This window comes from Pseudomonas sp. R25(2017) (assembly GCF_002112565.1).
GTDB classification, from domain to species: Bacteria; Pseudomonadota; Gammaproteobacteria; order Pseudomonadales; family Pseudomonadaceae; genus Aquipseudomonas; species Aquipseudomonas ekonensis.
In genome coordinates, this window is the sequence record NZ_NEHZ01000004.1 from 288774 (window position 1) to 310286 (window position 21513).

Annotated in this window: 24 protein-coding genes; 11 read left to right on the forward strand and 13 right to left on the reverse strand. The window is 65.7% G+C overall.

The genetic code is table 11. The annotated features are described in order from the left end of the window. Positions 1-67: 67 nt before the first annotated feature. Complete coding sequence (locus CAG31_RS07330; RefSeq protein WP_085579396.1) at positions 68-358, forward strand: DUF2782 domain-containing protein; 291 nt, start codon at positions 68-70, stop codon at positions 356-358. Between the two features lie 60 nt (positions 359-418). After that, positions 419-1372, forward strand: a complete 954-nt coding sequence (locus tag CAG31_RS07335; protein WP_085579523.1) for a homoserine kinase — start codon at positions 419-421, stop codon at positions 1370-1372. 112 nt (positions 1373-1484) lie between these two features. Here CAG31_RS07335 and CAG31_RS07340 read toward each other — a convergent pair whose 3' ends face one another. Continuing rightward, a complete protein-coding gene (locus tag CAG31_RS07340) occupies positions 1485-2414 on the reverse strand; it encodes a zinc ABC transporter substrate-binding protein (protein ID WP_085579398.1) in 930 nt (309 codons plus the stop codon). A 57-nt stretch (positions 2415-2471) separates the two neighbouring features. Between CAG31_RS07340 and CAG31_RS07345 the strand changes: the two genes are divergently transcribed. Genes CAG31_RS07345 through CAG31_RS07360 form a run of 4 tightly spaced genes read left to right on the forward strand, consistent with a single transcriptional unit; the run spans position 2472 to position 5271 of the window. Further along, positions 2472-2954 carry a Fur family transcriptional regulator gene (locus tag CAG31_RS07345; RefSeq protein WP_085579400.1) on the forward strand — a complete coding sequence of 161 codons (483 nt, stop codon included), beginning with the start codon at positions 2472-2474 and terminating at the stop codon, positions 2952-2954. Further along, the gene (gene znuC, locus CAG31_RS07350) at positions 2954-3739 is read left to right on the forward strand and encodes a zinc ABC transporter ATP-binding protein ZnuC (protein ID WP_085579402.1); all 786 of its coding nucleotides are present in this window, start codon (positions 2954-2956) and stop codon (positions 3737-3739) included. Before CAG31_RS07345 ends, znuC begins: the two co-directional genes overlap by 1 nt. Further along, on the forward strand, positions 3732-4520 hold the full coding sequence (gene znuB / locus CAG31_RS07355; protein WP_085579404.1) for a zinc ABC transporter permease subunit ZnuB: 789 nt from the start codon (positions 3732-3734) through the stop codon (positions 4518-4520). Before znuC ends, znuB begins: the two co-directional genes overlap by 8 nt. Before the next feature lie 37 nt (positions 4521-4557). Further along, positions 4558-5271 carry a PA5502 family lipoprotein gene (locus tag CAG31_RS07360; protein ID WP_085579406.1) on the forward strand — a complete coding sequence of 238 codons (714 nt, stop codon included), beginning with the start codon at positions 4558-4560 and terminating at the stop codon, positions 5269-5271. Positions 5272-5385: 114 nt separating this feature from the next. Here the strand turns inward: CAG31_RS07360 and katE are convergent, their stop codons facing one another. After that, positions 5386-7527, reverse strand: coding sequence for a catalase HPII (katE, locus tag CAG31_RS07365; protein WP_085579408.1), 2142 nt, complete (start codon positions 7525-7527; stop codon positions 5386-5388). Positions 7528-7784: 257 nt separating this feature from the next. Here katE and CAG31_RS07370 point away from each other — a divergent pair, with 257 nt between their 5' ends. The 3 genes from CAG31_RS07370 (at position 7785) to CAG31_RS07380 (ending at position 10326) form a co-directional block, all read left to right on the forward strand. After that, the gene (locus CAG31_RS07370; protein ID WP_085579410.1) at positions 7785-8792 is read left to right on the forward strand and encodes a methionine ABC transporter ATP-binding protein; all 1008 of its coding nucleotides are present in this window, start codon (positions 7785-7787) and stop codon (positions 8790-8792) included. Beyond that, positions 8792-9466, forward strand: coding sequence for a methionine ABC transporter permease (locus CAG31_RS07375; protein WP_085579412.1), 675 nt, complete (start codon positions 8792-8794; stop codon positions 9464-9466). The genes CAG31_RS07370 and CAG31_RS07375 overlap by 1 nt, the downstream gene beginning before the upstream one ends. Positions 9467-9552: 86 nt before the next feature. Further along, entirely contained in the window at positions 9553-10326 is a 774-nt protein-coding gene (locus CAG31_RS07380) for a MetQ/NlpA family ABC transporter substrate-binding protein (protein ID WP_085579415.1), read from the forward strand. A 54-nt stretch (positions 10327-10380) separates the two neighbouring features. On the opposite strand, the gene CAG31_RS07385 is transcribed toward CAG31_RS07380, so the two are convergent. Genes CAG31_RS07385 through CAG31_RS07405 form a run of 5 tightly spaced genes read right to left on the reverse strand, consistent with a single transcriptional unit; the run spans position 10381 to position 14289 of the window. Further along, the gene (locus CAG31_RS07385) at positions 10381-11016 is read right to left on the reverse strand and encodes an SCO family protein (RefSeq protein ID WP_085579417.1); all 636 of its coding nucleotides are present in this window, start codon (positions 11014-11016) and stop codon (positions 10381-10383) included. After that, on the reverse strand, positions 11013-11912 hold the full coding sequence (gene cyoE / locus CAG31_RS07390) for a heme o synthase (protein ID WP_085579419.1): 900 nt from the start codon (positions 11910-11912) through the stop codon (positions 11013-11015). Before cyoE ends, CAG31_RS07385 begins: the two co-directional genes overlap by 4 nt. Continuing rightward, positions 11900-12979 carry a heme A synthase gene (locus CAG31_RS07395; protein ID WP_085579421.1) on the reverse strand — a complete coding sequence of 360 codons (1080 nt, stop codon included), beginning with the start codon at positions 12977-12979 and terminating at the stop codon, positions 11900-11902. Before CAG31_RS07395 ends, cyoE begins: the two co-directional genes overlap by 13 nt. A gap of 10 nt (positions 12980-12989) precedes the next feature. Further along, the gene (locus CAG31_RS07400; RefSeq protein WP_085579423.1) at positions 12990-13583 is read right to left on the reverse strand and encodes a hypothetical protein; all 594 of its coding nucleotides are present in this window, start codon (positions 13581-13583) and stop codon (positions 12990-12992) included. Continuing rightward, positions 13549-14289, reverse strand: coding sequence for an SURF1 family protein (locus CAG31_RS07405; protein WP_085579426.1), 741 nt, complete (start codon positions 14287-14289; stop codon positions 13549-13551). The genes CAG31_RS07400 and CAG31_RS07405 overlap by 35 nt, the downstream gene beginning before the upstream one ends. A 74-nt stretch (positions 14290-14363) precedes the next feature. Here CAG31_RS07405 and CAG31_RS07410 point away from each other — a divergent pair, with 74 nt between their 5' ends. Beyond that, positions 14364-14567, forward strand: a complete 204-nt coding sequence (locus CAG31_RS07410) for a twin transmembrane helix small protein (protein ID WP_085579525.1) — start codon at positions 14364-14366, stop codon at positions 14565-14567. Between the two features lie 3 nt (positions 14568-14570). Here CAG31_RS07410 and CAG31_RS07415 read toward each other — a convergent pair whose 3' ends face one another. The 5 genes from CAG31_RS07415 to coxB all read right to left on the reverse strand — a co-directional run bounded on the left by CAG31_RS07415 (position 14571) and on the right by coxB (position 18958). Continuing rightward, the gene (locus CAG31_RS07415) at positions 14571-15458 is read right to left on the reverse strand and encodes a cytochrome c oxidase subunit 3 (RefSeq protein ID WP_085579428.1); all 888 of its coding nucleotides are present in this window, start codon (positions 15456-15458) and stop codon (positions 14571-14573) included. Between the two features lie 25 nt (positions 15459-15483). Next, positions 15484-16035, reverse strand: coding sequence for a cytochrome c oxidase assembly protein (locus CAG31_RS07420; protein WP_085579430.1), 552 nt, complete (start codon positions 16033-16035; stop codon positions 15484-15486). After that, entirely contained in the window at positions 16028-16165 is a 138-nt protein-coding gene (locus CAG31_RS28400; RefSeq protein ID WP_176243860.1) for a hypothetical protein, read from the reverse strand. The genes CAG31_RS07420 and CAG31_RS28400 overlap by 8 nt, the downstream gene beginning before the upstream one ends. Next, positions 16162-17748, reverse strand: a complete 1587-nt coding sequence (ctaD, locus tag CAG31_RS07425; RefSeq protein WP_085579432.1) for a cytochrome c oxidase subunit I — start codon at positions 17746-17748, stop codon at positions 16162-16164. The genes CAG31_RS28400 and ctaD overlap by 4 nt, the downstream gene beginning before the upstream one ends. A gap of 82 nt (positions 17749-17830) precedes the next feature. Beyond that, positions 17831-18958, reverse strand: coding sequence for a cytochrome c oxidase subunit II (coxB, locus tag CAG31_RS07430; protein WP_085579434.1), 1128 nt, complete (start codon positions 18956-18958; stop codon positions 17831-17833). Between the two features lie 371 nt (positions 18959-19329). Between coxB and CAG31_RS07435 the strand changes: the two genes are divergently transcribed. After that, positions 19330-19962, forward strand: coding sequence for a hypothetical protein (locus tag CAG31_RS07435; RefSeq protein WP_085579436.1), 633 nt, complete (start codon positions 19330-19332; stop codon positions 19960-19962). Positions 19963-19985: 23 nt separating this feature from the next. Here CAG31_RS07435 and CAG31_RS07440 read toward each other — a convergent pair whose 3' ends face one another. Beyond that, positions 19986-21512, reverse strand: coding sequence for a SulP family inorganic anion transporter (locus CAG31_RS07440; RefSeq protein ID WP_085579438.1), 1527 nt, complete (start codon positions 21510-21512; stop codon positions 19986-19988). Between the last annotated feature and the right edge of the window lies 1 nt (position 21513).

The following is a 21513-nucleotide window of genomic DNA, read 5'->3' on the forward strand; positions in this document are numbered from 1 at the left end:
ATCAACCTTTTCGGCGGGTCCGGCGCTAGAATAGCGGGACCGTTGACGACAAAGGGACAAGGTTATCATGCGTACGTTAAATCGCTTGCTGCTGGTCAGTCTGATCGCTGTCTCACCGATGGCCGCGATCGCGGCGGATGATGCGCCGTCGGCGGATCCGGAGGTCACCATTCGCACGGAGGGCGACAGGACGATCCAGGAGTACCGCCAGAACGGTTTCCTGTATGCGATCAAAGTCACCGTGAAGGGCGCGCCGCCGTACTTTCTGGTGCGTGCCGACGGTACCGACGCGAACTTCATCCGTTCGGACCAGCCGGATATGCTGATTCCGTCATGGAAGATCTTTGAATGGAAGTAGTTCCTTAATTTCACCCGGCGCCGGCCCGACCCCGGCGCCAGAACTGAGCAGTTTTTGACCATGTCTGTGTTCACCCCCCTGGCTCGGCCCGAGCTGGAAACCTTTCTCGCCCCTTACGGGCTCGGCCGTCTGCTCGATTTCCAGGGGATCGCCGCCGGCAGCGAAAACACCAATTTCTTCATCAGCCTGGAACAGGGCGAGTTCGTCCTGACCCTGGTCGAGCGCGGCCCGGTGCAGGAGATGCCGTTCTTCATCGACCTGCTCGACGTGCTGCATAAGGCCGACCTGCCGGTGCCGTACGCCTTGCGCACCACCGACGGCGAGGCCCTGCGCGAGCTCAAGGGCAAGCCGGCGCTGCTGCAGCCGCGCCTGGCCGGCAAGCACATCAAGCAGGCCAACGCCCAGCACTGCGCGCAGGTCGGCGAGCTGCAGGCCCATCTGCACCTGGCGACCCAGGGCGCCAACATGATCAAGCGCAAGACCGACCGCGGCCTGGACTGGATGCTGGAGGAGGGGACGCAGTTCCTGTCGCATCTGGGCGACGAGCCGCGGGCGCTGCTGCAAAAGGCGCTGGACGAAATCACCGTGCAGAAAGAGAAGATCCTCGCGTTGCCGCGGGCGAACATCCACGCCGACCTGTTCCGCGACAACGCCATGTTCGAAGGCACGCACCTGACCGGGCTGATCGACTTCTACAACGCCTGCTCGGGGCCGATGCTCTACGACGTGGCCATCGCCTTGAACGACTGGTGCTCCGACGACGCCGGGCAGATCGACGGCCAGCGGGCGCGGGCGTTTCTGGGGGCCTACGCGGCGCTGCGTCCGTTCACGGCGGCGGAAGCCGAACTGTGGCCGGTGATGCTGCGGGTGGCGTGCGTGCGGTTCTGGCTGTCGCGTTTGATCGCGGCGGAGTCGTTCGCCGGGCAGGACGTGCTGATCCACGATCCGAAGGAATTCGAGCAGCGCCTGGCGCAGCGCCAGGCCATCAGCGTCCAGTTGCCGTTCGCGCTCTGACCGGGTGGCGGGCGAACGTGCTCGCATCGGGTGCCATGCCCCTTCAAGGTTCCGGGCAGTCGACGGAACCTTGAGCGCTAAACGGAAGCAAGATCCCTCGCCACAGGATCGCTTACAGCGACTCCAGGCAACCCGCCAGGTCGTTGCCCAGCTTTTCCAGCACTTGCTCGTAACCCTGGGCGGTCGCCGGGGTGTAGCCGCCGAGCGCATCCAGTTCCGCCAGTTTCACCGGCAGCCCGGCCACCAGGGTTTCCGCCAGGCGTGGGCGCAGCGGCGGTTCGCTGAACACGCAGGTCTTGCCGACTTCCTGCAGCCGCGCCCGCATCGCCGCCACGTGCTGTGCGCCCGGCTGCACCTCCGCCGCGACGCTGAACACGCCGGCGTGCTTGAGGCCGTAGGCGTCTTCGAAGTAGTCGAAGGCTTCGTGGAACACGAAGTAGGGTTTGCCTTCGATGCCGGCCAGACGTTTCTTCAGGCGCGCGTCCAGCGCATCGAGGCGCCCGTCGAACGCCTTGGCGTTGCTTTGGTAGCGCTGGGCGTTGGCCGGGTCGGCGGCGCTCAGGTCGGCGGCCATCTTGTCGGCGATCACCCGTGCGTTCACCGGAGACAGCCACAAATGCGCGTCCAGGGTACCCGGACGGTGGTCGTGGTCATGCTCGTCGGCCTCTTCGGCGTGCGAGTGGCTGTCCTCGGCGAAGCGGCGCAGCTTCAGGCCAGGCAGATCCTGCACGGCGACGCTCGGCAGCGTGCGGCCGTTCAGCACCCGGGGCAGGAAACCTTCCATGTCCGGGCCGATCCAGTACAGCAGATCCACCGACTGCACCTTGCGCACGTCTGACGGGCGCAGGGCGTAGTGGTGCGGCGAGGCGCCGGGCGGCAGCAGCACTTCGGGAATCGCCACGCCGTCCTGCACGGCGGCGGCGATCAGTTGCAGCGGCTTGATGCTGGTGAGCACCTTGACCTCGGCCTGGGCCGTGCCGATCAGCAGGAAACCGGTGACGAATGCGACAAAAACAGAAAAAAGTCGGGACACGATGACCACTCAAGGAGGCGAGAACGGGTAACATAATAACGTCTCTAGCCAAACTCGTCGCCGCTCATGCCCATTACACCGATTGCCAGCCGCCCCCACGACCACTCTCATTGCGTGCACAGCGCTTTGTCCGAGGCCGACGCCCTGTGCGCACGCAAGGGCCTGCGCCTGACCGCGCTGCGTCGGCGGGTGCTGGAACTGGTCTGGCAGAGCCACAAGCCGCTGGGCGCCTACGACATCCTCGCGGTGCTGAGCGAGCAGGACGGCCGTCGCGCCGCGCCGCCGACCGTGTACCGGGCGCTGGATTTCCTGCTGGAGAACGGCCTGGTGCACCGCATCTCCTCGCTCAACGCCTTCATCGGCTGCGTCCACCCGGAGCACGCGCATCAGGGCCAGTTCCTGATCTGCCGCCAATGCCACGCCGCCATCGAGCTTGAGCAGAAGGCCATCAGCGACGCGATCATCCACAGCGCCAAGGATGTCGGCTTCGTCGTCGAGGCCCAGACCGTGGAAGTGGTCGGCCTCTGCTCCGGCTGCCGGGGGGCTTGATGAGCGACACGCTGATCCGTCTCGAGCAGGTCGCGGTCCGGTTCGCCGGGCAGAGCGTGCTGGACAACATTCACCTGAGCGTCGAGCCGGGGCAGATCGTCACCCTGATCGGCCCCAACGGCGCCGGCAAGACCACCCTGGTGCGCGCCGTGCTCGGGTTGCTCAAGCCGGACAGCGGCCGCGTCTGGCGCAAGCCGAAGCTGCGGGTCGGCTACATGCCGCAGAAGCTGCATGTCGATCCGACCTTGCCGCTGTCGGTGCTGCGTTTTCTGCGTCTGGTGCCGGGCGTCGACCGCACACGGGCCCTGGCGGCACTCAGGGAGGTCGGCGCCGAGCACGTCATCGACAGCCCGGTGCAGAGCGTTTCCGGCGGTGAGATGCAGCGCGTGCTGCTCGCCCGGGCGCTGCTGCGCGAACCCGAGCTGCTGGTGCTCGACGAGCCGGTGCAGGGCGTCGACGTGGCCGGCCAGGCCGAGCTGTACAGCCTGATCACGCGGCTGCGCGACCGCCACGGCTGCGGCGTGCTGATGGTCTCCCATGACCTGCACCTGGTGATGAGCACCACCGACCAGGTGGTCTGCCTCAACCGCCACGTCTGCTGTTCCGGGCATCCGGAGCAGGTCAGCGGCGACCCGGCCTTCGTCGAGCTGTTCGGCAACAACGCGCCGAGCCTGGCGATCTATCACCACCATCACGACCACGCCCACGACCTGCACGGTTCGGTGGTCAAGGCGGCCCCGGCGGGCCAACCCCATGTTCACGGAGATGGCTGCAAGCATGGCTGATTTTCTGTTCTACGCCCTGCTTGCAGGTCTGGCGCTGGCGGTGGTCGCAGGGCCGTTGGGCTCGTTCGTGGTCTGGCGGCGCATGGCCTACTTCGGCGACACCCTGTCCCACGCCGCCCTGCTGGGCGTGGCCCTGGGATTTCTGCTGGATGTCAGTCCGACCGTGGCGGTCACCGTCGGCTGCCTGCTGCTGGCGGTGGTGCTGGTGACGCTGCAGCAGCGCCAGCCGCTGGCCTCCGACACGCTGCTGGGAATTCTCGCGCCGAGCACGCTCTCCCTTGGCCTGGTGGTACTAAGCTTCATGCATGAAGTGCGGATCGACCTGATGGCCTATCTGTTCGGTGACCTGCTGGCGATCAGCCCCACCGACCTGGCCTGGATCCTCGGCGGCAGCGCGGCGGTGCTGGCGTTGCTGGTGACGCTGTGGCGGCCGTTGCTGGCGATCACCGTGCACGAAGAGCTGGCCAAGGTCGAAGGCCTGCCGGTGGCCGGGCTGCGCATGGCGCTGATGCTGCTGATCGCGGTGGTGATCGCGGTGGCGATGAAGATCGTCGGCGTGCTGTTGATCACCTCGCTGCTGATCATCCCGGCGGCTGCGGCACAGCGTCACGCCCGCTCCCCGGAGCAGATGGCGCTGGGTGCGAGCCTGTTGGGCATGCTGGCCGTGTGCGGCGGGCTGGCGCTGTCCTGGTTCAAGGACACCCCGGCCGGCCCTTCGATCGTTGTGACGGCGGCCGCACTGTTTCTGCTCAGTTTTGTCCTGCCCCGTCGAGGGGTGTAGACTTGCTCGCTTTTTGCGCAATTAGAGAGTCGCAGGAATGAAGCCGTTCGCCTCCCGTTATCTGCTCCTTGTCGCATTTTCCGTGCTGCTGGGCGCTTGCCAAAGCACGCCGCCGGTGGCCGAAGCCCCCGACGCGCGGGCCACGGCCATCGCACAACTGGAGCAAAGCCTGGCCAGCAGCGAACTGGCCACCGCCGAAGACCAATTGGCGGCCTTGCAGGCAGAAACCCCCAACGACCAGTCCCTTGAGCAGTACCAGAGGCAACTGGCCGAAGCCTACCTGCGCCGCAGCCAGATCGTGCTGCAGAAGGGCGACGTGAACGCCGCCGCCATGGCCCTGAGCCGTGCCCGGGCCCTGATGCCCAAGGCCCCGGCGCTGACCGGCGGCGTCAACGGCGCCATCACCGAAGCCCGCAAGGCCGAGCTGGAAAAGGCTGAAGCGGCGCTGCAGGCGGCGGAGTCCAAGCCCAAGGCGCGGGTGATCGACCCGACAGCGGAAAGCACCACGGTGGCGCTGAACATCACCGATAGCCGCAAATTGCGTCGGCAACTGGATGCGATCGCCGCCGATGTGGTGAATTACGACTGCGCAGTGACCCTGCAGGCCCCGCGCACCGCCGACTACCCGTGGCTGGCGACCTTGCTGACCAAGCGCGTGAAGAAGCTGGATCCGGGCTTCGACCTGCAGATCCGCAAGCAGACCGTGCGCACCGTACCGGCGCAGATGGTCTTGAGCCCGCGCAAGCCTTAAGCGCCAAGTCCGGAGTCCATCGCCAGCAGGCTGGCCTCCCACAGGGATCTGCGGCGTTCCGAATCCTGGAGCCAGCCTGCTGGCGATGGCGTCCTCATGGGCACCGGGGAACCCTTATGCAGGAACCGCCTTCGCCTTGGCTTCCCGTTCCCAGACCCGGTGCTGCCCGATCGCGGCAAAGAACGCCTGGGTCAGCGCCCCGGCGTCTTTGCCCGTCACCAGTCCCGCGTCCTTTTCCAGCTTCAGCATGTCCAGCAATTGTTCGGCCTCGCCCTGCAAGGCGATTGCCTTCAGGTGCTTGTACGCCTCCAGCAGGTAGTGCAACGCCACCCCGTCACCGCCCAAGGCCTTGACCGACGCCGCACCGCCCGGCACGAACACCGCGTCGAAGGCCACCGACGGCATGCCTTCCATCGACGCGTCCACCGCCAGGGTCTTGCCGTTGGCGGCCTTGAGCGGCGCCGAGGTCGGGCCGAGCAGCTTCCCGTGGGCGCCTTCGGCCCTGAGTGCTTTCTTCATGGCGTCGATGGCTGCACTATCGACGCCGTTCGCGGCCAGAATCGCCACTTTTCGGGTTTTTATGTTTTCCGGCAGCAAGTTGGCCTGACTCAGCGCGGGCGAGCGCTCCAGCGAGGACTTGCGCACCGCCACCGTGCCTTTGGCCGGCGCCGGCAGGCCCAGGTTTTCCGCGACGCGCCTGGCCAGCTCCAGGTCGATGTTGGCGAGGATGTCGTTGACCTCCCGCGCCCGGATGGTCGCGCGCTCCACCTTGCCCAGTTCGAAGCTGTAGGCCGCGATGATGTGCTCCTGCTCGTGGGGGCTCATGCTGTTGAAGAACAGCCGGGCCTGGGAGAAGTGATCGCCGAAGGATTCGCTGCGCTGGCGGATCTTGTTTGCGTCGATGCGCTCCGGATAACTCTCGAAACCGCCGTCCTGCGCGGCGGGCGGGGTTTCCTTCGGCCAGCCGCCGTCGATCGAATTCGGCTCGTAAGAGGCGCGGCCTTTGTCGATGGTCGAACGGTGCTGGGCGTCGCGTTGGCCGTTGTGGAACGGCGCCAGCGGACGGTTGATCGGCAGCTCGTGAAAGTTCGGCCCGCCGAGTCGGCTGATCTGCGTATCGGTGTAGGAAAACAGACGCCCCTGCAGCAGCGGATCGTTGGAGAAGTCAATCCCCGGCACGATGTGGCCGGGGCAGAACGCGACCTGCTCGGTCTCGGCGAAGAAGTTGTCCGGGTTGCGGTTGAGGGTCATCTTGCCCAGCGGCGTGATCGGCACGATCTCCTCGGGAATCAGTTTGGTGGGGTCGAGCAGGTCGAACTCGAAGTCGTGCTCGTGCTGTTCCTCGATGACCTGCACCCCTAGTTCCCACTCCGGGTAGTCCCCGGTCTCGATGGCTTCCCAGAGGTCGCGGCGATGGTGGTCGGTGTCCTTGCCGGCGAGCTTCTGGGCCTCGTCCCACACCAGCGAGCAGGTGCCGGCGGTGGGGCGCCAGTGGAACTTGACGAAGCGCGAGGTGCCCTCGGCGTTGACCAGCCGGAAGGTGTGCACGCCGAAGCCCTGCATGCTGCGCAGGCTTTTCGGGATCGCCCGGTCGGACATGGCCCAGATCACCATGTGCGCCGACTCGGGCACCAGCGAAACGAAATCCCAGAAGGTGTCGTGGGCCGAGCCGCCGGTGGGGATTTCGTTGTGCGGCTCGGGTTTCACCGCGTGGACGAAATCGGGGAACTTCACCGCGTCCTGAATGAAGAAGACCGGCATGTTGTTGCCCACCAGGTCGAAGTTGCCTTCCTCGGTGAAGAACTTCACGGCGAAGCCGCGCACGTCGCGCACCGTGTCGCCGGAGCCGCGCGGCCCCTGCACGGTGGAAAAACGGACGAACACCGGTGTTTTCTTCGCCGGATCCTGCAGGAAACCGGCCTTGGTCAGCGCCGAATGGTTCCCGTAGCTCTGGAAAAAGCCGTGGGCGCCGGCGCCGCGAGCGTGGACGATGCGTTCCGGGATGCGCTCATGGTCGAAGTGCGTGATCTTCTCACGCATGATGAAGTCTTCCAGCAGCGACGGCCCGCGGTCGCCGGCCTTGAGGGTGTTCTGGTTGTCGGCGACCTTGACGCCCTGGTTGGTGCGCAGGGCCTGGCCGGTGGCGTCGGAGCGGAACGGCTCCAGACGGTCGAGCTTGGCGTTGGTGTTGGCGCGGTCGGGGGTGTCCGTTCCGGCCAGTCGGCTCTTCTCGGCAGCGGGTTTTTTGGTGCTCATCAGGCTTGAACTCCTCGTTTGGGTCGGGGCCCGTCAGGTTTTCCGGCGCGGTGCCGATAGCCATGGGGCATTTCCAGGGGTTATTCGAGTGACTGACCGAGACGCCGGACCGTTCCTTTTTTATGACCTTTGATCGCGTTATTGCCAAAAGAAAGGTTGTTTGCGAAATAAATGCTAAGAACCTCTATACGGACAGGCTAAAATGCGCGCCCGGCTAACCGCTGACCCTTTTCAACGCGCCCCACAAGGTTCGCTACGTGATCGAGTTTCAAAACGTCCATAAGACTTACCGCGTCGCCGGTAAGGACATCACTGCGCTGCACCCGACCCGTCTGTCGATTGAGAACGGTCAGGTGTTCGGCCTGATTGGCCATTCCGGCGCGGGCAAAAGCACCCTGCTGCGTCTGATCAATCGCCTGGAGGACGCCAGCGGCGGCAAGATCATCGTCGACGGCGAAGAGATCACCGCGCTGGACGCCAACGGCCTGCGCCGTTTCCGGCAGCAGGTCGGGATGATCTTCCAGCACTTCAACCTGCTGGCGTCCAAGACCGTGGCCGACAACGTCGCGTTGCCGCTGACCCTGGCCGGCGAACTGTCGCGCAGCGAGATCGACCGCCGCGTGGCCGAACTGCTGGCCCGGGTCGGTCTGTCCGACCATGCCAAGAAGTACCCGGCGCAACTGTCCGGCGGCCAGAAGCAGCGCGTCGGCATCGCCCGCGCCCTGGCGACCAAGCCGAAGATCCTGTTGTGCGACGAGGCCACCAGCGCCCTCGATCCGCAGACCACCGCCTCGGTGCTGCAACTGCTGGCCGAGATCAACCGCGAGCTGAAACTGACCATCGTCCTGATCACCCACGAGATGGACGTGATCCGCCGCGTCTGCGACCAGGTGGCGGTGATGGACGCCGGCACGATCGTCGAGCAAGGCCCGGTGGCGGACGTGTTCCTGCATCCGAAGCACCCGACGACCAAGCGTTTCGTCCAGGAAGACGAGCAGATCGACGAAAACGAACAACGCGATGACTTCGCCCACGTGCCGGGCCGCATCGTGCGCCTGACGTTCCAGGGCGACGCGACCTACGCGCCGCTGCTCGGCACCGTCGCCCGGGAGACCGGGGTGGACTACAGCATCCTGGCCGGCCGCATCGACCGCATCAAAGACGTTCCCTACGGGCAATTGACCCTCGCCGTCACCGGCGGCGACATGGACGCGGCGTTCGCCCGCTTCACCGCCGCCGACGTTCACATGGAGGTGCTCCGCTGATGGAACTGCTCAAGTCCCTGTTCGAAAACATCGACTGGCTGGAAATCTGGCTGGCCACCGGCGACACCCTGATGATGCTCGGCGGCTCGCTGCTGTTCACCGTCCTGCTGGGCCTGCCGCTCGGCGTGCTGCTGTTCCTGTGCAGCCCGCGCCAATTGCTGGAGAACCGCGGCGTCTACGCGATCATGTCGCTGGTGGTGAACATCCTGCGTTCGCTGCCGTTCATCATCCTGCTGATCGTGATGATCCCGTTCACCGTGCTGATCACCGGCACGTCGCTGGGCGTGGCCGGTGCGATTCCGCCTTTGGTGGTGGGCGCGACGCCGTTCTTCGCGCGGCTGGTGGAAACCGCCCTGCGCGAGGTGGACCGCGGCATCATCGAAGCCACCCAGTCGATGGGCGCGACCACCCGGCAGATCATCGTCAACGCGCTGCTGCCGGAGGCCCGTCCGGGCATCTTCGCGGCGATTACGGTGACAGCGATTACACTGGTGTCCTACACGGCGATGGCCGGTGTGGTCGGCGCCGGCGGCCTGGGCGACCTGGCGATCCGTTTCGGCTACCAGCGCTTCCAGACCGACGTGATGGTCGTGACTGTGGTGCTGCTGCTGATCCTGGTGCAAGTGCTGCAAATGGTGGGCGACCGGCTGGTCGTCCACTTCTCGCGCAAATAATCGATCCTGTCACAGAAAAACATGAGCCGGCCTTCCCCGGCAGGCGCCAAGGCGCCGCCGGCGGATACCCACAAGGAGTTAGCTGAATGAAAAGACTGTTCGTTGCCCTCGCTGCCGCCGCCGCTTTCTCGGCCCACGCCGCCGAAACCCTGACCGTGGCCGCGACCCCGGTGCCCCACGCCGAGATCCTCGAGTTCGTGAAACCGGCGCTGGCCAAGGAAGGCGTGGACCTGAAGGTGAAGGTGTTCACCGACTACATTCAGCCGAACGTGCAGGTGGCCGAGAAGCGCCTGGACGCCAACTTCTTCCAGCACCAGCCGTACCTCGATGAGTTCAACAAGGCCAAGGGCACCAGCCTGGTGGCCGTGGCCGGCGTGCACCTGGAACCCCTGGGCGCCTACTCCAGCAAGTTCAAGAAGCTCGACGAGCTGCCGAGCGGCGCCAACGTGGTGATCCCGAACGACGCCACCAACGGCGGCCGTGCGCTGCTGCTGCTGGACAAGGCCGGCGTGATCAAGCTCAAGGACTCGAAGAACATCCTGTCCACCGTCAAGGACATCGCCGAGAACCCGAAAGACCTGAAGATCCGTGAACTGGAAGCCGCGACCATCCCGCGCGTGCTGACCCAGGTCGACCTGGCGCTGATCAACACCAACTACGCGCTGGAAGCCAAGCTCGATCCGTCCAAGGACGCGCTGGTGATCGAAGGCAACGACTCGCCGTACGTGAACATCCTGGTGTCCCGCGGGGACAACAAGGACAGCGACGCGATGAAGAAACTGGCCGCCGCCCTGCACAGCCCGGAGGTGAAGCAATTCATCACCGAGAAGTACAAGGGGGCGGTGCTGCCGGCGTTCTGATCGCTGCGGCAATGAAAAAGGGACGCCTCGGGCGTCCCTTTTTTTGTGCCTGCTTCAAGGCCGGTTGAGCATCACCGGCAACTGCGCCACTAGCTTGGCGTTGTTCAGCGGCGCGCGGATGAAGCCGCGCTGGGTGCCGTCCGGGCCGATCACCGCGAGGTTGCCGCTGTGGTCGACGGTGTAGTTCGGCTTGCTGGTGTCAGCCGGGATGAACGGGATGCTCACCGCGTTGGCGACCTTCTGCAGTTCCTCCACCGACTTGGGCGTCAGGCCGATGAACTGCGGATCGAAATAGCCCAGGTACTGCTTGAGCTGTTTCGGGTTGTCGCGGTTGGGGTCGACGCTGACCAGGACGATCTGCAGCTTGTCGACCGCGTCCTTGGGCAGTTCGCTCTTGATCTGGCGCAGTTGGGCGAGGGTGGTCGGGCAGATGTCCGGGCAGAAGGTGTAGCCGAAGAACAGCAGGCTCCATTTGCCCTTGAGCTCGTTGACCGTGACGGCCTTGCCGTCCTGGTCGGTCATGGTCACGTCCGGCAGGCTGCGGCTCTGCGGCAGCAGGATGATGCCGGCGTCGATCAGCGCGGTGGGGTCGCCCTGGCCCTTGCCGCTCAGCACCTTGTTGACGGTCAGGCCGAGGATCAGCGCGATCACGGCGACGAGGATGAAGACGGTTTTCTGGGTTCGAGTCATAGGTTCAACAATAGGTAGTGGTCTACGAGCAGGGCGATGAACAGCAGGAACAAGTAATAAATAGAGTACTTGAAGGTGTTGATCGCCGCGTGCGGCCGAGTGCCACGGTACAGCACAACGGCCCATTGCAGAAACCGGGCGCCCAGCCCCAGCGCGCAGATCAGGTACAGCAGCCCGCTCATGTGGATCACGTAAGGCAGGAGGCTGACCGCCAGCAGGGCGAAGGTGTACAGCAGGATGTGCACCTTGGTGTAGTGCTCGCCGTGGGTGACCGGCAGCATCGGGATGTCGGCCTTGGCGTATTCCTCCTTGCGGTGGATGGCCAGGGCCCAGAAGTGCGGCGGCGTCCAGGCGAAGATGATCAGCACCAGCAGCAGGGGTTCGGCGCTGACGTGGCCGGTGGCGGCGGTCCAGCCCAGCAGCGGCGGGGCGGCGCCGGCGAGGCCGCCGATGACGATGTTCTGCGGGGTCGCCCGTTTCAGGAAACCGGTGTAGACCACCGCGTAGCCGAGCAGTGAGGCCAGGGTCAGCCAGGCGGTCAGGGCATTGGTGAAGGCCAGCAGCAGGGCCTGGCCGGCCAGCGCCAGCGCCAGGGCGAACGTCAGTGCCGCCAGTGGCGCCACCCGGCCTTCGGCCAGCGGCCGCTTGTGGGTGCGGGCCATCACCGCGTCGATGCGCCGGTCCACCACATGGTTGACCGCCGCCGCGCCGCCGGCGCACAGCGCGATGCCCAGGTTGCCGAACACCAGCACGGTCCACGGCACGCCGGCCCGGGTCGCCAGGAACATGCCCACCAGCGAGGTGATGAGCATCAGCACCACCACCTTCGGTTTGGTCAGCTCCAGGTAGTCGCGCCACAGCGCTTGGGCAGGGCGTTCGCCGATCAGAATCGCCATGGCGTCTCTCCTTTGAGGGTGACCGGCGCGGCAGGGTGCCTGCGCGGGCTCAGGCGCCAGCCGGCCGGCATCGGCCGTTTGATCCGCACCAGGGCGGTGCGCGCGTGATAGTTGACCAGCACCATCGTCAGCAGCAGCGCGGCGCCGCCGGCGTTGTGCGCCACGGCCACCGGCAGCGGCAGATGGAACAGCACGTTGCTGACGCCCAGGGTGATCTGCGCGGCGAGGGCGGCCAGCACCAGCCCGGCGAGGCGGGTCATGCCCACCGCCTTCAGTTGCCAGGCCAGCCCCAGCAGCACCAGGGTCACCAGCAGGGCACCGATGCGGTGGGTCAGGTGGATGGCGGTGCGGGCGTCGCTGTCCAGTTGCCCGCCCAGGTAGTTGGGGCCGATGTGCTGGGTCAGGTGGAAGCCGTTGGCGAAGTCCGCCGGCGGCAGCCATTGGCCGTGGCAGGTGGGGAAGTCGATGCAGGCCACCGCCGCGTAGTTGGAGCTGACCCAGCCGCCGAGGGCGATCTGGCCGATCACCAGCACCAGGCCTGCGGTCGCCCAATATTGCAGGCGGCGCGGCACGCTCAGGGCCGGCAGCACGCCGGACAGCCGCAACGTCAGCAGGAACAACAGGCTCAAGGTCGCGAAGCCGCCCAGCAGGTGCCCGGTGACCACTTGCGGCCACAGTTTCAGCGTTACCGTCCACATGCCGAACGCCGCCTGGGCGAACACCACCGCCAGCAGGAACAGCGGCAGCTTCAGCGGTTGCCCCGGGTGCCGGCGATCGACCCACGCCCGCCCGGCCAACACCGCGATGAGCATGCCCAGGGTGCCGGCGAAATAGCGGTGGATCATCTCGTTCCAGCCCTTGTGCGCCTCCACCGGCGAGTCCGGGAAGTGCAGCTCGGCATGGGCCAGCTGGGCTTCGCTCTTGGGCACGCTGATGAAGCCGTAGCAGCCCGGCCAGTCGGGGCAGCCGAGGCCGGCGTGGGTCAGGCGGGTGTAGGCGCCGAGCAGCACCACGATCAGCGCCAGCAGGGTGGCGAACAGCGCAAGGCGAAATCCGGGTTTGGCCATGACGATGTCCCTATCCGATGTTCGACAGTTTCAGCAGGTGGCGCAGATCGTTGAGCAGATCCTTGCCGTTGACGTCCGGGCCGTAGCGCAGCACCAGGTTGCCGTGGGGGTCGATGATCCACAGCTGCGGCGCGGACGCGTCCCCGGCGGTCTTGCGCAGGCCGGCGGTGTCCAGCGGGTAGCGCTGAAGTTGCGGGTAGTCGCGGGCCAGCCGGGCTTCGTAGTCGGCGCCCAGCGGCTGCGCGGCGGCGAGGGCGTGGCTGGCTCGCCCGGCGTCGCGGCCCAGGCCGATCTGGATCTGCCGCGCCAGGTACACCAATTGCTGGCAGTCCGCGGCGCAATCGCCGGGGGCGGTCACCAGCATCTGCCAGCGCTCCTCGTCGGCCGTCACGCCGAGGTCGGCGCGGGTCTGGCCGTTGCCGATCAGCTCGCCGTGGTAGCTGCGGCCTTCCGGCACCCAGAACTGCAGTTTGTACATGCCGGTGGCGAGGATCATCGGGCCGACCACGCCCAGCACGATCAGCAGCAGCTGGATGCGTCCGCGGCGGCGACCGGCCGCCGGCTTGGCTTCAGACATGCTGGGTGGATTCATGGCCGCTCCCATGGTGTTTCTCCTTTGCGTTGTGCCAGCCGAGATACAGGTAAAGGCCGAGCAGGGCGGTGGCCATGGCGAACCACTGCACGGCATAGCCGAGGTGTTTTTCCGGGCCCATCGCCACCACCGGCCAGTCGGTGACGTAGCTGGCGGGGCCGGGTTCTGCGCGCACTTCATAGGCGAAGCCGTCGCGGTCGAGGGTTTTCCACAGCCGCGCCGGCTCGACGGCGGTGACGGTCTGCGGCCAGGCGTCGCTGACCGGATCGGCATGCAGCTGGAAGGTCGCCCCGGGGGCGACGTAGACCCAGGCATCCATGTCCACCGCGTCGGCCGGGGTCGTGAACTGTGGGGCAAGGCGCCGATCCGGCCACGGCAGCCAGCCGCGGTTGACCAGCAGCCACTGGCCGGTGCGCCGGTCCTGGAACGGCTGCAGCAGCTCGACGCCCACCTTGCCGTCGCGCTGGCGGTTGTCGAGCAGCAGGCTGTGGTCGGCATCGAAGCGGCCGTGCAGGTGCACCCGGCGGAAGGCCGGATCGGCGCTGTGCAGCAGTTCGGCGGCGGCCATCGGTTCGGCGGCGCGGCGTTCGGCGTAGCTGGCGAGCAAGGCGGTCTTCTCAGCGCCGCGGCCCAGCTGCCAGACACCCAGCGACACCATCAGCGGCAGCAGCAGAACCACCGCCACCGTCGGCACGACGCCGGGCCGGAAGCGCTTCATGGCCGTGCCCCGGAGCCGGTGCGTGCGACCGCTATACTCAATTGCATCGCCTGTCCCCCCGGAGTCTTGCCATGATGCTCAAGGCAGCCATCGTCCTGATGCTGATCGCCACGGTGATCAGCCTGTTCAGCGGCCTGTTCTTTCTGGTCAAGGACGACAGCGGCTCGAACCGTCTGGTGATCGCCTTGAGCGTTCGGGTCACCCTGGCCGCCGCCACCGTCGGCCTGATCGCCTGGGGCTTCTGGAGCGGCCAACTGGTCTCGCATGCGCCCTGGTGAGCCTCAGAGCACGTAGACGAACACGAACAGGCCGATCCACACCACGTCCACGAAGTGCCAGTACCAGCTCGCCGCCTCGAAGCCGAACTGGTGCTCGGCGTCGAAATGCCCGCGCATGATGCGCACCAGCATCACGAACAGGATGATCGTGCCGATGGTCACGTGGGCGCCGTGGAAACCGGTGAGCATGAAGAACGTCGCGCCGTAGATGCCCGAACCCAGGGTCAGGCCCAGTTCGTGGTAGGCGTGCATGTACTCCTCGGCCTGCAGCGCGAGGAACCCGCAGCCCAGCAGCACGGTGACCGCCAGCCACAGCTTCAGCGCGCCGCGGTGGCCCTTTTTCAGGGCATGGTGGGCGATGGTCACGGTGACGCTGGAGCTCACCAGCAAGATGGTGTTGATCAGCGGCAGGCCCCAGGGGCTGATGACTTCCTTGGGCGGCGGGAACAGCTTGGAGTCCGGGTTGTTCAGCAGCGGCCAGACGAACTCGAAGTTCGGCCACAGCATGTGGGCGATGCCCTTGGTGCCTTCGCCGCCCAGCGCCGGCCCCGACACGTGCCGCACGTAGAACAGCGCGCCGAAGAAGGCGATGAAGAACATCACCTCCGAGAAAATGAACCAGCTCATGCCCCAGCGGAACGAGCGGTCCAGCTGCGGGCTGTACAGCCCCGCACGGCTTTCCTTGATCACCGCGCCGAACCAGCCGAACAGCATGTACGCCAGCAGCAGGCCGCCGATGAAGAAGATCAGCGGGCCGTGGGATTCCGGGCGCGCCGCCTTCAGGTCGTTGAACCAGGTCGCCAGGCCATACACCGTGGTGACCATGCCGACGGTCGCCACGATCGGCCACTTGCTCTGGGCCGGAACGTAATAGTGCTCATGAGTCGCCATTTATTGTTCTCCTTATCGGGCACGCTTAACCGCCAGTGCTTGCGGCCACCGGTGGATGACGGGCGGTGATGTCGAACAGCGTGTAGGACAGCGTCAGGTGCTTCACATCCTTGGGCATGTCGCGGTCAACGATGAAGCGCACGGGCATCTCGATCTGCTGACCGGGCTGCAGCACCTGCTGGGTGAAACAGAAGCATTCGGTCTTGTGGAAATACGCCGCCGCGTTGCTCGGCGCGATGCTCGGCACGGCCTGGGCGCTCATCGGCTTGTCGGTGGGGTTGCGGGCGATGAAGATCATCTCGTTGACCGCACCGGGGTTGGCTGTCAGCTCGTCATGCTTGGGGTAGAAGTCCCACGGCATGTCGGCGGTGTTGGTCGACAGGAACTGCACGCGCACCTGGCGCGAGGTGTCGACGGTCTGCTCGCCCTCGTATTGCCCGGCGGTCTTGCCGTTGATGCCGAAGGCCTTGCACATCACGTCGTACAGCGGCACCAGGGCGAAGCCGAAGACAAACATCGCCACCACCACGCTCAGCAGGCGGGTGACCAGTTTTTTCATCGAGACCGAGTCAGCCATGGTTCCAGCTCCTCACCGAGCCCCCTGCAGGCGCGAGCCTGTTCGCGAAGCGGACGACCCGGTGCTGCAGGCACAGCGCGTCATCGTTCTTCGCGAGCAGGCTCGCGCCTGCATGGCGGCCGGTGTTCATTTGACTTCCGGCGGCGTGGTGAAGGTGTGGTACGGCGCCGGCGACGGCACGCTCCACTCCAGCCCTTCGGCGCCGTCCCAAGGCTTGGCCGGCGCCGGCGCGCCGCCGCGGATGGTCTTGATCACGATGAACAGGAAGAAGATCTGCGTGGCGCCGAACATGAACGCGCCGATCGACGACACCATGTTGAAGTCGGCGAACTGCAGGTTGTAGTCCGGGATCCGCCGGGGCATGCCCGCAAGTCCCACGAAGTGCATCGGGAAAAACGTCAGGTTCATGCCGATGAAGGACAGCCAGAAATGCAGCTTGCCGAGGGTTTCGTCGTACATGTGGCCGGTCCACTTCGGCAGCCAGTAGTAGGCCGAGGCGAAGATCCCGAAGATCGCCCCCGGCACCAGCACGTAGTGGAAGTGGGCGACCACGAAGTAGGTGTCCTGGTACTGGAAGTCCGCCGGGGCGATGGCCAGCATCAGCCCGGAGAAGCCGCCGATGGAGAACAGGATCACGAACGCCACCGCGAACAGCATCGGCGTCTCGAAGGTCATCGAGCCCTGCCACATGGTGCTGGCCCAGTTGAACACCTTCACCCCGGTCGGCACCGCGATCAGCATGGTGGCGTACATGAAGAACAGCTCGCCCACCAGCGGGATGCCCACCACGAACATGTGGTGCGCCCAGACGATGAACGACAGGAACGCGATGCTCGCCGTGGCGTAGACCATCGAGGTGTAGCCGAACAGCGGCTTGCGCGCGAAGGTCGGGATGATCGCGCTGACGGCGCCGAAGGCCGGCAGGATCATGATGTACACCTCGGGGTGGCCGAAGAACCAGAACACATGCTGGAACAGCACCGGGTCGCCGCCGCCGGCGGCGCTGAAGAAACTGGTGCCGAAGTGGATATCCATCAGCATCATCGTCACGCAGCCGGCCAGCACCGGCATCACCGCGATCAGCAGGAACGCGGTGATCAGCCAGGTCCAGACGAACAGCGGCATCTTCATCAGGGTCATGCCGGGGGCGCGCAGGTTGAGGATGGTGGCGATCACGTTGATCGCGCCCATGATCGAGCTGATCCCCATCAGGTGGATGGCGAAGATGAAGAACGTCACGCTTTCCGGCGCGTAGGTGGTGGACAGCGGCGCGTAGAACGTCCAGCCGAAGTTCGGCCCGCCGCCGGGGGTGAACAGGGTCGAGACCAGCAGCAGGAACGCCGCCGGCAGCAGCCAGAAGCTGAAGTTGTTCATCCGCGGCAAGGCCATGTCCGGCGCGCCGATCATCAGCGGGATCATCCAGTTGGCGAGGCCGACGAACGCCGGCATCACCGCGCCGAACACCATCACCAGGCCGTGCATGGTGGTCATCTGGTTGAAGAACGCCGGCTCGACGATCTGCAGGCCGGGCTGGAACAGCTCGGCGCGGATCACCATGGCGAACGAGCCGCCGAGCAGGAACATGCAGAACGCGAACCACAGGTACAGCGTGCCGATGTCCTTGTGGTTGGTGGTCAGCACCCAGCGCATCAGGCCTTTGGCGGGGCCGTGGGCGTGGTCGGCATGACCGTGGTCATCGATAACGGCGCTCATGGCCTTTCTCCTTCAAGCGGACGGGCAGGGCCGTGCGGGGCGCGCAGCCCCGGACGTTGGCGGGAGGACGCGGCGGCGCGGCTCATTTGCTTTCCGCCTGTTTGAGCTCCAGCACTTCTTTGGGCGTGACCATGTCGCCCTTGTTGTTGCCCCAGGCGTTGCGTTCGTAGGTCACGACGGCGGCGATGTCGACTTCCGACAGCTGTTTGCCGAACGCCGCCATGGCGGTGCCGGGCTTGCCGTGGAACACCAGGCTCAGGTGCGCCTCCTTGGGGCCTGTGGCGATCTTCGAGCCCTTGAGCGCCGGGAACATCGGCGGCAGGCCCTGGCCCTCGGCCTGGTGACAGGCCACACAGGTGGTGTGGTAGATCTTGTCGCCGCGCTCCTTGAGCTCGTCCAGCGTCCATTCCTTGCTGGTCAGCTCCTTGAGCTGCGCGGCCTCGGCCTTGCGCTCGGCGAGCCACTTGTCGTAGTCGGCCTTCTCCTTCACGTCGACCACGATGGGCATGAAGCCGTGATCCTTGCCGCACAGCTCGGCGCACTGGCCGCGGTAGAGGCCGGGCTTGTCGATGCGTGTCCAGGCTTCGTTGACGAACCCGGGGATGGCGTCGCGCTTGACCGCGAAGGCCGGCACCCACCAGGAGTGGATCACGTCGGCGGAGGTGACGAGGAAGCGCACCTTGGCGCCGGTCGGCAGCACCAGCGGCTTGTCGACCTCCAGCAGGTAGTGGTCGCCCTTGGCCTGCTTGTTGTGGATCTGTTCGGCGGGGGTGGCCAGGTTGCTGAAGAACTCGACGTCCTGGCCCAGGTACTTGTAGTGCCACTTCCACTGGTAGCCGGTGATCTGGATGTCGATGTCCGGCTCGCTGGTGTCGTACATCTTGATCAGGGTGGCGGTCGCCGGAACGGCCATCGCCACCAGGATCAGGAACGGCACGACGGTCCAGAGGATCTCGACGGTGGTGCTCTCGTGAAAGCGTGCCGCGACCTGGCCGGTGGAGCGGCGGTGCAGGATCATCGACCAGAACATCGCGCCGAAGACGATGATCCCGATCACCACGCAGATCCAGAAGATGGTCATGTGCAGGTCGAACACAGCGTGACTGATCTCAGTCGCTCCAGGCGCCATATTCACAGTCCAGGCCGCTTGCGCCTGGCTGAAAATCGACCACAACAGGAGGCCCATCCAGACGTGTGGATGTCGCATCATTGCGGGTTCCCCTTATCGTTCTTGTTGTCCCGTAGGCGCAACGCCTGCGGCAAGGGAGCGGCTGCATCAGACTACGAACTTGAATCGCCGGGCCTTGCTGCGCGGGCAGTCAGGCATCATCAGCTAACTCCATTCACTGGCGAGTATAGACAGCGACTTGAACCTCGCAACGCGAGCGCGTAAATCGCATGAAACAGCTGGCACTTGCGTTCCAGGGCACGAATGGAGAAGGATGCAGCGGAGTGGTGGCACACCGATATAACCCCGGTGTATCAAGGATGAAATAATTATGACAAATGCGTCTTAGCATTTTTCGTAAGCCAGCTAAGTTATGTCTTCCCTATTTCATTGCCCTGTACCCTGGAGTTTTCATGAACACCGCCGCATTGCGCGAGCAGATCCGAATAGCCCGAGAACACGAGAAAGACACCGGACGGCTGACCCGTCAGCTGGAAAATCAATTGCCTCACCTGCACCCGGCGATCCAGTTGCCGGAAACCGGTGCCGAAGCCGTCCTGACGCGCTTCGTCGCCGCCTACATCGATGAAGTGCCGGACCTGCTGGACGCAGCCAATGAAGTCGCCAGGGAAGCGGGAATCGAGTCACAGATCAAACCGGTGCTGAAAATCGCCGAGCAGTACTTCCTCCAGCCCCCCGTGGGCCTGGACAGCCTGCTGGACGAGGCCTATCTGGCCCACCGGTTTGTCGAAGAGGTCAACGACCTGTACATCAAGCATTTCGGCCAGCCACTGATCCCCTTGGACATGACGGTCGCCAATCTGATTGCCCACCAGCTGCTGGGTGAGGCATTCGCCAACCAACTCGACGAAGTGGTGCACCACGCGGTGGACAGCATGCTCGACGACGACAGCTTCGCGCTGGAGTCGGTGGAGGCCTACCGCGAGAAGCTCAGCAGCCCGGACACCGGCGCCGCCTGGAAACGCTGGCCGTGCATGGGCCGCCGCCTGGGCGTGGGCCTGGAGCTGGACCAGCCGGCCGCCTGATCCCGGCTCCCACAAGGTTTGTTTCAGCCGGCCGTGCCGATGCCGACGGTGGTGCGCACCCGCCCTTCAAGCCTGCGCTTGAGCCCCCGGGATTCGATCAGCAGCCTCGACCCCTTGGCGGCATTGGCCCTGCCCCATTCCTCCAGCAGTTCCAGGCAGGCGTGGTCGATGTAGCTCAGGTTGTTGAGCGGCACATGCACCGTCGTGCCCGGCGGAACGCTGGCCAGGGCCTGGGTCAGCGCCGGCACCTTGAGGAACGTCGCCGCGCCCGTCAGGCGCATCTCCATTTCCCCTTCCTGCGGCAGGTCGATCAGGCTGATCTTCAGCCGTGCGGCCTTCAGCGCCAGTTTCAGCAGCGTCAGGCCGAAGCCGATCAGCACGCCGGTCAACAAGTCCGTGAAGATGATCGCCAGCGCCGTGGCGGCGTAGGTGAACATCGGCATCCGGCCGTAACGGCCCAGGCCGCGGAACACCTTCAGATCCACCAGCTTGAACCCGGTGTAGACCAGCACGCCGGCCAGGCTCGCCACCGGAATGCTCTGCAGCAGGCTCGACAGCAACAGCACGAACGCCAGCAGCCACAGACCATGGAAGATCGTCGAATAGCGTGTGGTGGCGCCGGCCTGGACGTTGGCCGAACTGCGCACGATCACCCCGGTCATCGGCAACGCGCCGACCAGGCCGCAGAGCATGTTGCCTACCCCCTGCGCCGACAGTTCACGGTCGAAGTCCGAGCGCGGGCCGCTGTGCATGCGGTCCACCGCCGCAGCGGACAGCAGGGTCTCGGCGCTGGCGATGAAGGCCACGGCGAACGCCGCGACCAGCAAGGCAGGGTCGGCGAGGTTGAGCAGGTCCGCCGGCTTGAGCCAGTCGATGGCCTGCGCCAGGTTGTCCGGCACCTCGACGCGTTTGACCGGCAGCGCCAGCAACAGACTGGCGCCCGTGGCCAGGCCGACGCCCAGCAGCGCGCCGGGCACGAAGCGCAGCGAATGCGGGCGGAACTTCTCCCACAGCCACATTACCGCGATGGTTCCCAGCCCCAACAGCCCGGCCTGCCAGCCGAACGACGGCAGGGCCTGGGCCACGGCACCGGGGAACGCGGTGAGGTTGTCCAGGCCGGAGGGTTTCGGCGCGGCGTCGAGCATCACATGCACCTGGGACAGGATGATCAGCACGCCGATCCCGGCGAGCATGCCGTACACCACCGCCGGCGCAGTGACCCGGAACCAGCAGCCGAGCTTCAGGCGCCCGGCCGCCAGTTGCAGCAGCCCGGCCAGCAGCAGGATCGGCCCGAGCATCTCGACGCCGTGCTGGCGCACCAGCTCGAACACCAGCACCGCAAGACCCGCCGCCGGCCCGCTGACCTGCAGCGGGGAGCCGGCCAGCCAACCCACCACCAGCCCACCGATGATTCCGGTGATCAGGCCCTTGGCCGGCGGCAGGCCGGACGCGATGGCGATGCCCATGCACAGCGGCAGGGCGACCAGGAACACAACCACCGAAGCCAACAGCTCCCGTGGCAGAACAGCTTTCAATTGAGCGGCACGCATA